The sequence below is a fragment of the Aliivibrio fischeri genome (genome assembly GCF_009727955.1).
Classification (GTDB): domain Bacteria; phylum Pseudomonadota; class Gammaproteobacteria; order Enterobacterales; family Vibrionaceae; genus Aliivibrio; species Aliivibrio fischeri_A.
Window position 1 is genome coordinate 1064165 of record NZ_WOBR01000004.1, and the last position, 15129, is coordinate 1079293.

A 15129-nucleotide genomic window follows, 5' to 3' on the forward strand; every position below is an offset into this window, starting at 1 on the left:
TCCTAGTTTATTAAATTTCGGGTTCATAATAATCTTCAATCAACGATGCATTCATTTCATATCCCATTGTGATATTACTTTGACCATCCACTAAAAATACTTCTTCCGTCACTTTTTTCGAATGAAAATCACCCTCAATCCAAACTGGATATTGCACATTTTGCACAGTAAAGCCTTCTGGATATGAAACTCGAACAATTTGATTTGCAGGTGGCGGAGGCATATGAATGCAAGCTCCTGCTACGGGGACTAATAAAAACTCGGTTGTTTTTAAACCGTCAAACTCAATAGGGACAATGAACCCTGGCATACGTACTTTTTTTCCATCGTATTCTTGAGTTATTGCTTCTGCATTCTTTTGCTTTGCTGTCATGTATGCTTGTCTTGCAGCAATCGCCTCTGTTGCATTAACCCCCTCTTTTTTAAGTTGATTCATTAGTTCTAAACGCTGCTCTTCTGCTTTTTCTGTAGCATCATTCTGTAATATTAAAATTTGCTTAAGAGTCAGTTTTTGTTGGTCAGTTAATTCCGGTAAACGTACATTAACTTCAGTTTGTTTGATGGCTAATTCCTGCCACTTTAATTCAATTAGTTCGTTACTCATTGAATAAAAAGGAATACATAGCATCAATAACAAGATAATTTTTTTCATTATGGATCCTTATAACTAGCCTACATTAAGTAGGCTATACAAAAAGGTTCATCAACGGCTACAACGTATTTTTGTAAATCTTGCCGTCTTTCATGATAACTTTAATCGTATCAAGTGCAGGATCTCGCTCTTTCGCATCAAACCACTTTTCATTAGCGCCAAGCACAGATAAGTCTTCAAGAGGATTACCATCTACCACCAATAAATCAGCATAAGCACCCACTTCAACTACACCTAATTTACCTTCAGGATACGGATCCATCACTCCTGATAATTTCACAATTTCACCATTTACAGATGTCATGCCTTTAAGAGTATAAAAATTGCCTAGCTCTTTCCCTGCAAGATAAATTGTATGGTCAGTTTGTTTAATACATGAGGTAACATCTCCAACACAATCGGTATGGAATCCCCATTTCGGTTGGTACTTTTTCACATTAGAAATATAGTTTTTGAATGCTTTGGTTGCTGATTCAGCTTTGCGTTTTGATGCAGGATTACTATTGATCGCTTCAATTTGACTCAAGTAAGGAGAAAATGCCGTCATATTCGTTGTGATATATGCACCCTTCTCTTTCATTTTTTTATTAATTTCACCATCAAACATAAAGCCATGCTCAATGGTCTTAACACCCGCATCTAGATTACGTAGAATCGCCTTTTTACTGTAAGCATGTGACATTACATACGAGCCATAAGCATCCGCAACCTCTACTGCTGCACCAATTTCTTCTGCTGACATTGCATTCAATTGCCACGGGTCAAACGATGAAGCAACACCACCGGAAGACATGATTTTGAGCTGAGAGTTACCCTGTTTAAAGTTTTGGCGAGCTGCCGATTTAATTTCACCTACAGTGTCTGTATTCACACTCACATTACTGCGGCTCATTGATGTTTGGGGTCCATTAATATGTTGATTTGGCGTGGTTAAATTACTGAAATCCGCATGAGAACCCGTTGGCCCAATAAAAGCACCAGAAGTATATAAACGAGGTCCTTCAAGCATGCCTGAATCAATGGTTTTACGTAGACCCGTATTTAAGCCACCAGCATCTCGCCATGTAGTAAAACCAGACTGAAATGCTGCATTCGCATTTACGGTTGCTCTAGATGCTAATTCTTCAATCGTTCTATTATTTTCATGATCATTTAATGTTCCGGCATTCAATAAAAGGTGACCATGGCCTTCAATTAAACCTGGCATTAATGTTTTACCTTCGCCATTAATTACTAATGCATCACCTGCCTCAATCGGTTTGGCTGAAATGGCTTTAATTAAATTATTTTCAACCAAAACATAATGATCTTCATATAATTTATTTTTCGTTCCATTAAAGATATCTACATTCGTAAACAGGGTTGATGATGCCGAAGCAGAAAAAACAGCGCCACATGACAAAGCAATGACACTAAACCTTAAAGCATTTTTCATAAATAAATTCCTTAGTATGTAAATGATTCCCTTACATTTGCATTCAGATTCAAAGTACTAAAATATACAGCAGCAAAATAAAACATAATGCAAACATAATAGAGACTAGTTGGTAACATAAAGGAATTCAATACGATTTAATTGCCATTTGACGACAATAGAAATTAGAGATGATTTCAAGCTAAACTGTTATTTTTACGATACAGTGTTGGCGATACGCCATAAATACGCTTAAACGCACGTGAGAAATGACCTGCATCGGAATAACCATACTGAGTGGCTATGATGGTAATCGGTTTTGTTGTTTCTACAATATCTCGTGTAATGAGTTCAAAACACATTTCTTCAATTAATACTTGGTAAACAGCTCCTTCATTCTTAAGTTTTCGCTGAAGTGTTCTCACATTCATCCGTAAAATCTCAGCGGCCAGTTTAATTGGTAATTTTCCAACAGGAAGATATGGAGATATCGCTATTTTAAATTGTTCAACAAAACAGATATTCTTTATATTCAATGGATTATTTGAAATGTTGTGAGTCCGTTGTTTTTGAATCAGATTCACTTTTTTGTATATAAATTCTTTTGGAACTTCGATTGCAGTAACAGGTCTTTCAGTAAAAAACTGAACACTCTTTAACGCAGGAAGTGCTAGAAAATCACTATCATTATCGCAACGAATCCCAATACGGCTTGGTGCCCATTCATGACTTGTCAGGTTTCGTAGTAATTCACACATAAAAATCACAGAAAACATTTCTGCAAATTTAAACCAAGGTTCATCTATACCTGATTTTTCACGAACCAACCACCAAGTATCCCCCTTTTCTTGTAGATAAACTTTTGCGTTAGTTGAATCACTTATCAACAGATTAGAAAATTCATCTAACGTTGACTTTAAATCTCCACCAACAGTTAATCTTTCAATAAAATTAGGGATATAAGTATCTTTACATAAGCGCCAAAATAAAACCCCAAGTCGATGATTTTCAACATTACGACTTAATACCTCCATTAAATTCTTTAAACAAGACTCTGGAAGGTACAAGTAATGCCTTTTATCGTCATCAATAATATCAATTGGAATGGTTGCCTCTCTTAACAAAAGATGGCTCTTACTGTCTAACTCTTTAAATATAGTGGTGAAGATTTTGACACTATCTTTAGTCACTAATTGAATATTATTGCTTCTACTCATTGTGTTGTGCTCTGTCTTCATTGATGAAGAAATATTGCTGAAGCAGGCTTGCTAAATCAGTATTCAATCCCAACTCATTAATGTCTTTTATTTTAGAGAAAATAATCATAATAACCTTCTTATCAAAAATTAATTACTCTAATAAAACATAACAAAATTACTTACCATTTCACGCCAAAGGTTAATTTAACAGTCATGAGAAAAATAAATTATACCTATGGCAATAGATAAGAGCTCTCAAGCCTTGTAATCTACGAGGATACTCAGTTATTTACTACGATTAGTATTCAGCTCTGAGTTTAAAATCGATACGCGTATCCTAGCTGTGGTCCTTTTTCAACTAGATCAATTTCTAAATTTATACCATCTTGCTTCATTTCGTTTGCAATATTCAAATAGCGGTATCCAAACCATAAATTATGTGCTTCTGTAAATCGGTAAATCCCCATAATATTAAAACCATGATTAACATCATTATCACCAACAACATTGAAATCTGCGCTTACTGATATCCCCCAACGATCATCAAAATATTTGTTATATTTAATCCCAACAAGCCAATCAAATAGATGTTCTTTCGCTAATAAAGCCGAGCCATTTACATTAATCAAACCATCATTTGATAATGCATTAATGTCCAATTCAACTTGGCTGTATGTATGGCGAACCCCCGTTAGTAGTTCAAGATTAGGGAAGACTTCATAACCAAAAAATAAATCATTTACAGAAAGGTGCATTCTTGTTGTGATATCGTGACCTGGGGAAATAACAGAACCCGTAATCGGCCCATTAAGGCCTTTAGTTTGCGTCGAATCTTTCATATAGAGATAATTTGCTCGTGCACCAACTAACCATTTTCCTTTTGTAGCATAAAAATCCCCCATTAAACCAAACGCTAACCCATCCCATATGTTCTCAAATGGGACATCGACACGAACCACATCTTGACCCGAAGATACACTTCCTTCAATACTAGGAGCCCACACCATAGGAAAAACAAGTAAGAAATCCCATTCTTCCTCTTCGTTGGCAAAAACAGAAGCACTCAAAAACACTAAAAGAAACAATCCATATTTCATACATAATTCCATAAAAACAAATACATTATTAATATAGAACATTTATTTTATTTGATGGAAGGATAATCATTAAGTTACGACTTAGGTCAGCAATTCAATATATAAATTTACCATTTAACGCCAACCATTTCTGATAGCCTTTTAATACAGTAAATTATTAGGCAATATAATAAACAGAAAATGAAAACGACATTAATAAATAATTAGGAATACATTATGAACTCAGCAACTAAAGAATATGGTTTTAATACTCCACAACGTTTATTTGTCGGCTATACATTGGCTGTACTTGTAGATTTAACCGTCTTAAACTTTTTTGATGAATACTGGGACTTTGTAAATATAGAATCATTTACTGTTTCTTTTGCGGCCGCTATTTTATTGCAATTATTACTGAAACTTTCAATTAATGCAGAACACAGAATTGCAGATTACTTTAAATCGAAACCAGGCACAGCACCAAAAATATACCGTGGTTTAAGTAGCTATGTGATTTTAGTTGGTAGTAAATTCATTATGCTTGAAGCAATAAATATTCTATTTGGAGATAAAGTATCATTTGAAGGCCCTCTAAATGGTGTCGTAGCCTTCTTCGCTGTGGTATTTACGATTCTTATAGCAGAAATTATCGTATCAAAAATTTACTTCGCACTTAGCGATAAAGAATAAAAAAAATGGCGACCAATGTGGTCGCCATTTTTATATAAAACATTTATCGCATTATCTATTTGCGTTTAATTGCTCAGCAAAATCTAACATACGATTTAATGGAATAAGAGATTTTAAACGTGTTTCTTCATCTACAAAAATCTCATGCTCAGACCCACCTTCTCGAAGTGACTTCTCAATAGCAACTAAGCCATTCATAGCCATCCAAGGACAGTGAGCACAACTACGGCATGTTGCGCCAGCACCGGCTGTTGGTGCTTCAAGTAATTCTTTCTCTGGCACCATTTGCTGCATTTTAAAGAAAATACCTTTATCTGTTGCAACAATCATTTTTTGTTGTGGTAGCGCTTTAGCTGCTTTGATTAATTGACTTGTAGAACCAACAGCGTCCGCTAACTCAACAACACTTGCAGGTGATTCAGGGTGAACTAACACTGCAGCATCAGGGTGAAGTGCTTTAGCATCTTTTAAAGCTTTTGCTGAGAATTCATCATGAACAATACACTCACCTTGCCATAGAAGCATATCTGCGCCAGTTTTATTCGCAATATATGAGCCTAAATGACGATCTGGTCCCCAAATGATTTTTTTATCTTCATCATCTAGGTGCTCTACGATTTCTAAAGCAATGCTTGATGTTACCACCCAATCAGCTCGTGCTTTTACTGCTGCAGAAGTATTAGCGTAAACCACAACCGTATGATCAGGGTGCGCGTCACAAAACTCAGTAAACTTGTCTGCTGGGCAGCCTAAATCTAGTGAGCACTCTGCCTCTAATGTCGGCATCAAAATGGTTTTTTCAGGCGTTAGGATTTTTGCAGATTCTCCCATGAAACGAACACCAGCAATCACTAATGTTTTTGCTTCATGACGATTACCAAATTTAGCCATTTCAAGTGAATCACCAACAAAACCACCAGTCTCTTCAGCTAATGCTTGAATTTCAGGATCAGTATAATAATGGGCAATTAATACCGCATTTTTATCTTTAAGTAATTGTTTGATTTTAGAAATGTATTCTACTTTCTCTTCCGCACTTAATGCGATTGGCTTTGGAGGGAAAGGATAAACGGTATCGATGTGATCTAGAATATGGCCCATTGCTCAGCTCAGTAACTTTTTTCAAATAGTTTGAGCATTATACCCCTAATGATTTAGTCAGCAAGTTAGGGGAAATAAAAAAGGAGCCTTAGGCTCCTTTATGTTTTAAAAATACTAAAAATTCAGCAAAGTTACAGTGATTCCAGTTTAGATGCTGCAGTTTTCGCAGTCGTACTATCTGGGTATTCATTAACTACTTTTTGATAATATTTTTTTGCTGCCGCATTATTATTATTGCGTTTAGCTACTTCGCCTAACTTCAGTAGAGCATCAGCTCGTTTATTTGAGTCTGCATAACTAACGACTTTAGCAAAACTCTTGGCTGCTTCTACATCATTTTTTTGAGCAAAGTACAGCTGTCCTAACCAGTAATGTGCATTCGAGCTATATACTGAATCAGGGTATGCCGTTACAAATTCTTGAAATGCTTTTGTTGCCCCTGCGTAGTTTTTCTCTTTTAAGATCAAATCCACTGCATTTTGGTAAGCTGCATTTTCATTAGTATCAGCAGCATAAGCACCTTCTGTTGATCCACCTTCTGTTGCTTCAGGCTTCGCTTCTACAGTTGGTTTAGCTGTTCTTATGTTGTCTATTTCAATATACAGCTGACGTTGACGCTCAAGCATCTGATCAAGTTCATAGCTATTGCGCTCTACCGTGCCTCGCATCTCTGAAAGCTCTTGAGATAAACCATCCAACTGCTGTTGTAATTGAAGCTGAATTTGATTACGACTTTTAATTAAACGTTCTAGGCGTTCAATACTTGCCGATGATGCAGGAGCAGAAGAGGTAGAATTGGAACTGGCATTTAAATCTGTGACTGGAGCAGGTGCGGCGACCACAAGGGTCGCCGCACTAGCCAGCAACGTAAGCGGAATGATTCGCTTAAGGTTACTGTATTTCATATAAGTCAGCCTTATAAACTATCGATTAGTATACTAATACTGCACGACGGTTTTTAGCGTAGTCTTCAGCTGTTTGGCCAAGAACTAGTGGCTTCTCTTCACCGTAGCTTACGATAGAGATCTGGTCTGCAGAAACACCTAGAGCTTGTAGGTACTTAGATACTGCTTTAGCACGACGCTCGCCTAGAGCGATGTTGTATTCAGGAGTACCGCGCTCATCAGCGTGACCTTCAACAGTTACTTTGATTGAAGGATCAGCACTTAGGAAAGCTGCGTGAGCTGCAAGCATATCTTCGTATTCTGAAGAGATTGTTGAGTTATCAAATGCGAAGTAAACAGTTTGAACTTTACGAAGTTCTTGCTCAGCTTGAGCACGTACTTCAGCTTCGTTCATTGCTTCATCAGCTTCGATAGAAGATAGAACAGCTGTATCTGTTTGACCTTCTGCACCGTTAGTTGTTTGAGTCTCTGCAGCATTAGTTGATTCTTGGCCAGCAGTACTGTCAGTTGCGCTGTCGCTAGAACTACAAGCTGAAAGAGCAACCACAGGCAACGCGATTAAAAGGCTCTTAAGAAGTTTATTTAGTTGCATTGTATTTTCCTTATTTTCCTAAATATTTTTAGTAGCTATAAAAATGGCGACCACGCTGGTGCCCTTACACGACCGTTAGTCGCTGGTAAGCGAGCTTTAAAACGGCCATCTATAGAAACCATAGAAAGAACATTTTGTTTTCTATAGATTGAACTGTAAATCACCATGCCACCATTTGGCGCAATACTTGGTGACTCATCCAGTAGTGTCTTTGTTAAGACCTGGACAGCACCGGTTTCTAAATCTTGTTTCGCTAGATTAAATCCAGTCTCTGAGCGATTTACCATAACGATGTATTTACCGTCTGGAGTAATCTGCCCACCAAGATTTTGACTGCCTTGCCAGGTTAAACGTTTAGTCGAACCATCCCCTAAATTTACTCTATATATCTGAGGTTTACCACCCCGATCTGATGTAAATATAAGTGACTTGTTATCTGGAGCCCAAAAAGGTTCGGTATTATTCGCTCTACCGCGAGTAATTTGACTCATTTTTTTGGTCTTCAAATCCACAACATAAATTTGTAGACTTCCAGATTTTGATAATACTATCGCTAACTTATCACCATCATGTGAGAAGCGCGGAGCTCCATTATGACGCGGATAAGAAGCAATTAACTCTCTCTTACCCGTATAAATATTCATAATGAAAATTTGTGACTTTCTATTTTCAAAACTTACATAAGCAAGCTTTTTACCATCAGGTGACCATGCTGGTGACATGATAGGTTGTTTCGATTTCAGAACTAAACGTTCATTATAACCATCATAGTCAGCAATTCTTAACTGGTATGGGTATTGTGCTTTATCATTTACAACCACATAAGCGATACGAGTTAAAAAAGCACCTCTTTCACCTGTCAATTTCTCATACACCACATCAGAAATACGGTGTGCATATTTACGCAGTTGCTTTGTCGATAATGACGCCACTTTATTAACTAAAATATGGTCTCGAGTAAGTACTAACTTACCTGATTCATCTAATGCCTTAGATTGACCTTTAGTTAGCTGCCCACGAACAACATCGATAAGTTTGTATGTAACTTCATACTTACCTTGTGCGTTTAATTTAACTTCGCCAGTAACAATGGCATCCACACCCATTTTTGTCCAAGCTTCGTAATTAATGTCCGAATCTTTGTAAGGTGTTTGTGGCATTTTATTCGTTGGAATAGGACTAAACTTACCACTACGCTGTAAATCAGACGAAATAATCGCAGATATATCTTGTGGTAACTTACCTTCTCCATGCCATTTAAAAGGCACAATACCAATTGGTCTTGCTGAATCAATACCTTCTGTAATAACCAGTTCTAGCTCGGCTTTTGCGACCTGACTAAAACCTAAACAAACCACAAATAGGGTTAATATCCATCGTTTAAGCACTTGCTCTTCCTTATTCTGGTTGAACGGTAAGGTTTATATTCGTTAACTTAGCAACAACATCCGCATCTTTTGGCATAGGAAATACATTCACTTTTGTTACTGCTGTTTTTGCTGCTCGACAAACTTGAGCATCACCACCTAATGTGGTCACAGATAAAAGCAGTCCAGAAGACGCTAACTTAATTTTCACTCGACAACTTTTACCGACATACGTCTCATCTACCAACAAATTTTGTTGAATCATTTGAGTATAAATTGCCGCATGACGATTAACTTCATTATCGATATGCTGCTGTTTAGCTGATGAGTTCTGAACTGTTTCATCTTCTAAACCTGAAAAAATATCATTTAAAGCTGCTTCTTTCTGCTTACGCTCAGCTTCTGCTCTCGCTGCTTTTTCTTTACGAGCTTTTTCTGCTGCTTTGGCTTTAGCTACTCGCTCAGCCTCTGCTTTCGCTTTTCTTTCAGCTTCTGCTTTGGCCGCTTTTTCTTTTGCCTTACGATCTGCTTCAGCTTTAGCTGCTCGTTCTTTTTCTAACTGTGCTTTCTTAGCAGCCTCTTTCGCTGCTTTTTCTTTATCAGCTTTAATTTTAGCCTGTTTTGCCGCTTCTGCTTTCGCTGCTGCGTCTGCTTTTCGCTTACGCTCAGCCTCTGCAGCTACTGCACGTTCTTTCTCTTTTTTCGCTTCAGCTACTGCTTTTTTGCGTTCTTCTTCCGCTTGACGAGCCGCTTTTTTCTCTTGAACTTGCTTTTCTTTTAATCGACGAATTCGTTCTTCTTCAGCTTTTCGATTTTTTTCTAATCGCTCTGCCTGCTGTTTTAATTTCTTCAAACGATCTTGTTCAGCTCGCTCAGCTCTTTCACGCTCTTGTCGAATTTGATTTGCTTGCTTAGCGATAGTGCCGGGATCAATCACAACTGCTTGAATCGTATTTGGCTTAGCTTTGTCATCTAAAGAAAAATCGCTACCAAATATCAGTGCTATCACTAACAGTAAGTGAAGCAAGATAGAAACACCAATGGCAAATGTGTAATTATTATCCGCTTTCATCAATGGTTATTCACTTCTATTCCTTGAGATCAGTGAGCAAGCCTACTTTACTGACACCCGCTCGACTCAATTCGTCCAAGACCAACACAATTTCAGCATATGGCGTACTTGCATCACCACCAACGGCAACAGGAGAATTTGGCTTTATGCTTAATTCTGCTTTTACGTTAGTGATCATCTCTTGCATCGACATCGGACGACGTACTTCTTGGTTATCAACGCTTAAACCTAAATTACCGTCTTTATCTACTTCAACGATAATAAATGTCGCATTAGGGTCTTCCCCTGCCATTGCCTGTGCTGATTTCGTATTGGTCATTTCAGGCAAATCAACATCAACACCTTGAGTTACAAAAGGAGCCGTTACCATAAAGATAATTAATAGCACTAACATTACATCAATGTATGGAACCACATTGATTTCAGCAGTTAACTTACGCTTTTTAGGTTGATAACCAGACATTACTTCTCCTGACTCGCCATAGCTTGACGGTGAAGAATACTTGAGAACTCATCCATAAATGCAGCATAGTTGTGTTCTAACTTGCCTACTTTAACACTTAAACGGTTATAAGCGATAACTGCTGGAATAGCAGCAAATAAACCCATAGCTGTAGCTACAAGTGCTTCTGCGATACCCGGTGCCACCATAGCAAGTGTTGCTTGTTTTACTGCACCCAGAGCAATGAATGCGTGCATAATACCCCATACCGTACCAAACAGGCCGATATAAGGTGTGATAGAGCCAACTGTTGCTAGGAAAGGTAGATTCGTCTCTAAGTTATCTACTTCACGAGAAACCGTCACACGCATAGCACGAGCCGTTCCGTCCATTACCGCTTCTGATGAAGAAGAATTTACTCGAGATAAACGAGCAAATTCATTAAAACCTGAATAAAAGATTTTCTCTGTTCCGCTAATTCGATCTTTACGAACTTTCACTTCATTGAACAGTTGAGATAAATCCATACCAGACCAAAATTTATCTTCAAAACGTTCCGCATCGCTACGAGCTACAGATAATACTTTTGAGCGCTTAAAAATCATCGCCCATGAAATTACAGACAAGCTTAATAGAATAAGCATCACGATCTTAACTAATAAACTAGCTTGTAAAAATAGATCGAGAATTGATAGTTCACCTGTCACAAGATATCTCCGATAAAATAAACGATGGGATCGCCGTTGGTTTCATAACTGAATTATCGACACAGGCTACCTTAACCGTAGCTTTGCACAATACTTTACCGTCAGAATTAACCAATATTTGACAAAAGGTTAGCGATACTTTTTTAATTTCTGTTATTAATGTTTCAACAATAAGTTGTTCATCTAAACGAGCAGCTGAAATGAAATCAATCTGTAAACTCTTTACAACAAAGCCAATAGATTCATTCAACATTACTTGTTGGGAGACCCCTTTATCTCGTAATAGTTCAGTTCGTGCACGCTCAAAAAACTTAAGGTAGTTTGAATGATATACAACGCCACCGGCATCGGTATCTTCATAATAAATGGTTATAGGCCATTTAAATGGATTCGTATTCATCTCACCTTTCTCATTATTATTGAAAAATCAATTGCTAACTATAACTGATCTTAACCCTAGGTAACTATATGATATTTACATTTTGAGGTTAAATCGTAAAAAAAAATGGTTTGTCACTTAAATAAGTAACAAACCACTCAATATTATGTTTCAAATGATGACTTTAACGCAAGTTAACTATAGGAAATATAAATAACTAAAATAAGCCAAAATCAACATTGAAAAATATGGGCTAAACAGAAGCTTCCATCCCCATTTCTGTGGGATAAATCCAACAACAAAAATGAAAGCGGTACACACTGAGTAAATTAATGCAGGGGCTAATAATCCACTAAACCCACCAATTCGCTCAGCGTATATTGTCGGTTCCCACATAAGCATTGCCATATGGAACACTGCGACACCAACCAACAATAAACGAATGACGATATTGTTGATTGGAGATTGTACGCTATCAATTTTGTCAGCGAGATTACTCACTGTCTTTATCCATCATTTCTGAGTGCTCTAACCAAAGAGCATTGATGATACCAAATGCACAAGCAAGTAGAACACCTAGAATCCATGCGAAATACCACATAGTAAATACTCCTTAGTATAGAGACGTTTTGTTCTCTTCAATGAATTTATTATCAAGACGACCAAACATTTTGATGTACGTCCAGATAGTATAAGCAAGAATAATTGGCACCATTACGATAGCAACGTAAGTCATTAATGTAAGTGTTAACTCACTTGAAGTTGAATCCCACATAGTTAAGCTATGGTTAGGGTTCAAGCTTGATGGCATTACGAATGGGAATAACGCAAAACCAGAAGTTAAGATAACACCTGCGTTAGTTAAGCTTGAGCTTAAGAACGCAAGACCGCCAATATTTGCACGAGATGCAATAATTGTAACGATAGGCATGATCACAGCTAATGCTGGAGCAATCCATAGTAATGGGTATTCGTTGAAGTTATGGAACAAAGCACCTACTTCACGAGTTACTTCTTTGTTTAATGGGTTTGACGGTGCAAAGTGATCTAAGCTACCTACAATCACATAACCGTTAATGCTTTGAGCCCAGAAGCCAGCAATCACAAACAGAACAACCACAAGAGCACTAAAGATCATCGCCATATTTCGTGCGCGAGTGTGCAACTCACCCGTTGTTTTCATTTGTAGCCATGTAGCTCCTTGAGTAATGAACATAAATGAACTTACTAAGCCACACACTAGTGCAAATGGGTTTAACAAACCAAAGAATGAACCATGGTATGTTGGCATCATTAGGTTATCTAGTTGGAATGGTACGCCTTGTAGAAGGTTACCAAACGCAACACCAAAGATAACTGGTGGAACGAAGCTACCAATAAAGATCGCTGCATCCCACGCTGAACGCCAGCGCTTATCTTCAATTTTAGAACGGTAATCAAATCCAACAGGACGGAACCATAGTGCTGCTAACGTTACGATCATTGCTAGGTAAAAACCTGAGAATGACGTTGCGTATACTAATGGCCATGCTGCGAATAATGCACCACCTGCTGTGATTAACCATACTTGGTTACCATCCCAGTGAGGGGCAATTGAGTTAATCATAACTCGACGTTCTGAATCTGTTTTACCGATAACAGGTACTAGTGCACCAACACCCATATCGAATCCATCTGTTACAGCGAACCCAATCAGCAATACACCGATTAATGCCCACCAAACAAATCGCAATACTTCGTAATCAAACATTGCTCAAATCTCCGTTTTTATGCTTCTACTTGGCGAGTTAATTTCGCTTCTGAATCTTGACCGTTTTGCTCAAAGTGGTAGCGGCCTGTTTTCAAGCTACTTGGACCTTTACGAGCAAATTTAACCATTAGGTAAACTTCAGCAATCAAGAAAATCGTGTACAAGCCAATAATTGCAGCCATTGAAATTAGAATTTCAGTTGCAGTTAGTGCTGATGCCGCTACGTTTACAGGTAAGATCTCACCAACAGCCCATGGTTGACGACCATATTCTGCTACGAACCAACCTGCTTCAATCGCAATCCATGGTAATGGCATACCAAATAGTGCAGCTTTAAGTAACCAAGGCTTCGCTTCGATTTTTTGACGACATGTTTGAATGAATGCAAAAGCAAAGATACCAAGCATTAATACGCCACACGCAACCATGATTCGGAATGAGAAGAACAATGGCCATACAGTTGGGATAGAATCATCCGCAGCCGCTTTAATTTGGTCTTCTGTTGCATCAACTACGTTATCTGTATAACGCTTAAGAAGTAAGCCATAACCTAAGTCATGTTTCACATCATCAAATGCAGCAATGTTTTCAGGTGTTTTCTCACCATTACGTAATTTCTCAAGTAGACCGTACGCAACCATACCGTTTCGGATGCGAAGTTCATGTTGGTCTTTAAGATCACGTAAACCAGTCACTTGCTTATCTAAAGAACGAGTCGCAATAATACCCATTACATATGGGATCTTAATTGCGTAATCTGTTTCCATAGATTCTTGATTTGGTAAACCAATCACAGTAAACGCAGCAGGCGCTTCTTCTGTATGCCATTCAGCTTCGATAGCAGCAAGTTTAACTTGTTGTACTTCACCTAGCTCATAGCCAGACTCATCACCAAGAACCATTACAGATAGGATTGATGCCATACCGAAAGAAGCTGCGATTGCGAATGAACGACGTGCAAATGCAATATCACGGCCTTTTAGTAGGTAGTAAGAACTGATACCTAGTACGAACATTGCGCCACATGTGTAACCTGATGCTACAGTGTGAACAAATTTAACTTGTGCTACTGGGTTTAGTACAACTTCAGCGAAGCTCACCATTTCCATACGCATTGTTTCAAAGTTAAATTCTGCACCTACTGGGTTTTGCATCCAGCCGTTAGCTACTAGAATCCAAAGAGCTGAGAAGTTTGAACCTAAAGCAACTAACCAAGTTACTGCAAGGTGTTGACGTTTAGATAAACGATCCCAACCAAAGAAGAATAAACCAACAAAAGTAGATTCTAAGAAGAAAGCCATTAGTGCTTCGATGGCAAGAGGAGCCCCGAAAATATCACCAACGTAGTGTGAATAGTAAGACCAGTTAGTACCAAACTGGAATTCCATTGTTAAACCAGTTGCTACACCTAGTGCAAAGTTAATACCGAACAATTTACCCCAGAACTTTGTCATGTCCTTGTAGATTTGTTTGTCGGTCATTACATATAAAGACTCCATAATAGCCAATAAAAAGGCCATACCTAGAGTCAGAGGAACGAATAGGAAGTGATACATCGCTGTCATTGCAAATTGCAGACGCGATAACTCCACTACATCAGTGATCATGAGAACTCCTTTGTGTCAGGCTGAATGACACAGTACTTCCATACTTTTAAGTGAGCGTAAACACTTTATTTATGTAGTCTTAATATTCATTAGCGTATTAATAACCACAAAGCGTTACATAAATGTGTAAATCAGGTTAATTTAATGTTAAGTTAACTCTAATATAGAACCCGCTA

The 15129-nt window shown here is 37.9% G+C and carries 17 protein-coding genes; 1 reads left to right on the forward strand and 16 read right to left on the reverse strand.

Annotation, left to right across the window (positions count from 1 at the left end):
• Nucleotides 1-10 precede the first annotated feature (10 nt).
• The 4 genes from GNP81_RS08180 to GNP81_RS08195 form a co-directional block, all read right to left on the reverse strand.
• Nucleotides 11-652: a DUF3299 domain-containing protein gene (locus tag GNP81_RS08180; protein ID WP_155673441.1), complete on the reverse strand. Its 642-nt coding sequence runs from the start codon at nucleotides 650-652 to the stop codon at nucleotides 11-13.
• 58 nt (nucleotides 653-710) lie between these two features.
• The gene (locus GNP81_RS08185; RefSeq protein WP_155657064.1) at nucleotides 711-2087 is read right to left on the reverse strand and encodes a metal-dependent hydrolase family protein; all 1377 of its coding nucleotides are present in this window, start codon (nucleotides 2085-2087) and stop codon (nucleotides 711-713) included.
• 176 nt (nucleotides 2088-2263) lie between these two features.
• Nucleotides 2264-3283: a helix-turn-helix domain-containing protein gene (locus GNP81_RS08190; RefSeq protein WP_155673440.1), complete on the reverse strand. Its 1020-nt coding sequence runs from the start codon at nucleotides 3281-3283 to the stop codon at nucleotides 2264-2266.
• Between the two features lie 299 nt (nucleotides 3284-3582).
• A complete protein-coding gene (locus GNP81_RS08195; RefSeq protein WP_155658827.1) occupies nucleotides 3583-4362 on the reverse strand; it encodes a hypothetical protein in 780 nt (259 codons plus the stop codon).
• A gap of 216 nt (nucleotides 4363-4578) precedes the next feature.
• Here GNP81_RS08195 and GNP81_RS08200 point away from each other — a divergent pair, with 216 nt between their 5' ends.
• The gene (locus tag GNP81_RS08200) at nucleotides 4579-5031 is read left to right on the forward strand and encodes a hypothetical protein (RefSeq protein ID WP_155658828.1); all 453 of its coding nucleotides are present in this window, start codon (nucleotides 4579-4581) and stop codon (nucleotides 5029-5031) included.
• Between the two features lie 51 nt (nucleotides 5032-5082).
• Here the strand turns inward: GNP81_RS08200 and nadA are convergent, their stop codons facing one another.
• The 12 genes from nadA to cydA all read right to left on the reverse strand — a co-directional run bounded on the left by nadA (nucleotide 5083) and on the right by cydA (nucleotide 14950).
• Nucleotides 5083-6132, reverse strand: a complete 1050-nt coding sequence (gene nadA, locus GNP81_RS08205) for a quinolinate synthase NadA (protein ID WP_155658829.1) — start codon at nucleotides 6130-6132, stop codon at nucleotides 5083-5085.
• A 131-nt stretch (nucleotides 6133-6263) separates the two neighbouring features.
• Complete coding sequence (gene ybgF, locus GNP81_RS08210) at nucleotides 6264-7037, reverse strand: tol-pal system protein YbgF (protein ID WP_005418625.1); 774 nt, start codon at nucleotides 7035-7037, stop codon at nucleotides 6264-6266.
• A 25-nt stretch (nucleotides 7038-7062) separates the two neighbouring features.
• Nucleotides 7063-7629: a peptidoglycan-associated lipoprotein Pal gene (pal, locus tag GNP81_RS08215; protein ID WP_005418623.1), complete on the reverse strand. Its 567-nt coding sequence runs from the start codon at nucleotides 7627-7629 to the stop codon at nucleotides 7063-7065.
• 35 nt (nucleotides 7630-7664) lie between these two features.
• Entirely contained in the window at nucleotides 7665-9017 is a 1353-nt protein-coding gene (tolB, locus tag GNP81_RS08220; protein WP_005418621.1) for a Tol-Pal system beta propeller repeat protein TolB, read from the reverse strand.
• Nucleotides 9018-9027: 10 nt separating this feature from the next.
• Nucleotides 9028-10068, reverse strand: coding sequence for a cell envelope integrity protein TolA (tolA, locus tag GNP81_RS08225; protein WP_155673439.1), 1041 nt, complete (start codon nucleotides 10066-10068; stop codon nucleotides 9028-9030).
• Nucleotides 10069-10084: 16 nt separating this feature from the next.
• The gene (tolR, locus tag GNP81_RS08230) at nucleotides 10085-10531 is read right to left on the reverse strand and encodes a protein TolR (protein ID WP_005418618.1); all 447 of its coding nucleotides are present in this window, start codon (nucleotides 10529-10531) and stop codon (nucleotides 10085-10087) included.
• A complete protein-coding gene (tolQ, locus tag GNP81_RS08235; RefSeq protein ID WP_005418613.1) occupies nucleotides 10531-11217 on the reverse strand; it encodes a protein TolQ in 687 nt (228 codons plus the stop codon). The genes tolR and tolQ overlap by 1 nt, the downstream gene beginning before the upstream one ends.
• On the reverse strand, nucleotides 11207-11617 hold the full coding sequence (gene ybgC / locus GNP81_RS08240) for a tol-pal system-associated acyl-CoA thioesterase (protein ID WP_005418612.1): 411 nt from the start codon (nucleotides 11615-11617) through the stop codon (nucleotides 11207-11209). The genes tolQ and ybgC overlap by 11 nt, the downstream gene beginning before the upstream one ends.
• 177 nt (nucleotides 11618-11794) lie before the next feature.
• The gene (locus GNP81_RS08245; RefSeq protein ID WP_146865152.1) at nucleotides 11795-12097 is read right to left on the reverse strand and encodes a cyd operon YbgE family protein; all 303 of its coding nucleotides are present in this window, start codon (nucleotides 12095-12097) and stop codon (nucleotides 11795-11797) included.
• Nucleotides 12090-12197 carry a cytochrome bd-I oxidase subunit CydX gene (gene cydX, locus GNP81_RS08250; RefSeq protein WP_000270284.1) on the reverse strand — a complete coding sequence of 36 codons (108 nt, stop codon included), beginning with the start codon at nucleotides 12195-12197 and terminating at the stop codon, nucleotides 12090-12092. Before cydX ends, GNP81_RS08245 begins: the two co-directional genes overlap by 8 nt.
• A 12-nt stretch (nucleotides 12198-12209) precedes the next feature.
• Nucleotides 12210-13346 (reverse strand): cytochrome d ubiquinol oxidase subunit II, encoded by a 1137-nt coding sequence (cydB, locus tag GNP81_RS08255; RefSeq protein ID WP_146865154.1) that lies wholly within the window; start codon nucleotides 13344-13346, stop codon nucleotides 12210-12212.
• 17 nt (nucleotides 13347-13363) lie between these two features.
• Nucleotides 13364-14950, reverse strand: a complete 1587-nt coding sequence (gene cydA, locus GNP81_RS08260) for a cytochrome ubiquinol oxidase subunit I (RefSeq protein ID WP_038155535.1) — start codon at nucleotides 14948-14950, stop codon at nucleotides 13364-13366.
• Nucleotides 14951-15129: the final 179 nt, after the last annotated feature.

Bases quoted from the DNA above. Each gene is read 5' to 3' on its own strand.
- GNP81_RS08180 (WP_155673441.1), bottom strand. From the start codon at position 652: ATGAAAAAAATTATCTTGTTATTGATGCTATGTATTCCTTTTTATTCA.
- GNP81_RS08185 (WP_155657064.1), bottom strand. From the start codon at position 2,087: ATGAAAAATGCTTTAAGGTTTAGTGTCATTGCTTTGTCATGTGGCGCT.
- GNP81_RS08190 (WP_155673440.1), bottom strand. From the start codon at position 3,283: ATGAGTAGAAGCAATAATATTCAATTAGTGACTAAAGATAGTGTCAAA.
- GNP81_RS08195 (WP_155658827.1), bottom strand. From the start codon at position 4,362: ATGAAATATGGATTGTTTCTTTTAGTGTTTTTGAGTGCTTCTGTTTTT.
- GNP81_RS08200 (WP_155658828.1), top strand. From the start codon at position 4,579: ATGAACTCAGCAACTAAAGAATATGGTTTTAATACTCCACAACGTTTA.
- nadA (WP_155658829.1), bottom strand. From the start codon at position 6,132: ATGGGCCATATTCTAGATCACATCGATACCGTTTATCCTTTCCCTCCA.
- ybgF (WP_005418625.1), bottom strand. From the start codon at position 7,037: ATGAAATACAGTAACCTTAAGCGAATCATTCCGCTTACGTTGCTGGCT.
- pal (WP_005418623.1), bottom strand. From the start codon at position 7,629: ATGCAACTAAATAAACTTCTTAAGAGCCTTTTAATCGCGTTGCCTGTG.
- tolA (WP_155673439.1), bottom strand. From the start codon at position 10,068: ATGAAAGCGGATAATAATTACACATTTGCCATTGGTGTTTCTATCTTG.
- tolR (WP_005418618.1), bottom strand. From the start codon at position 10,531: ATGTCTGGTTATCAACCTAAAAAGCGTAAGTTAACTGCTGAAATCAAT.
- ybgC (WP_005418612.1), bottom strand. From the start codon at position 11,617: ATGAATACGAATCCATTTAAATGGCCTATAACCATTTATTATGAAGAT.
- cydX (WP_000270284.1), bottom strand. From the start codon at position 12,197: ATGTGGTATTTCGCATGGATTCTAGGTGTTCTACTTGCTTGTGCATTT.
- cydB (WP_146865154.1), bottom strand. From the start codon at position 13,346: ATGTTTGATTACGAAGTATTGCGATTTGTTTGGTGGGCATTAATCGGT.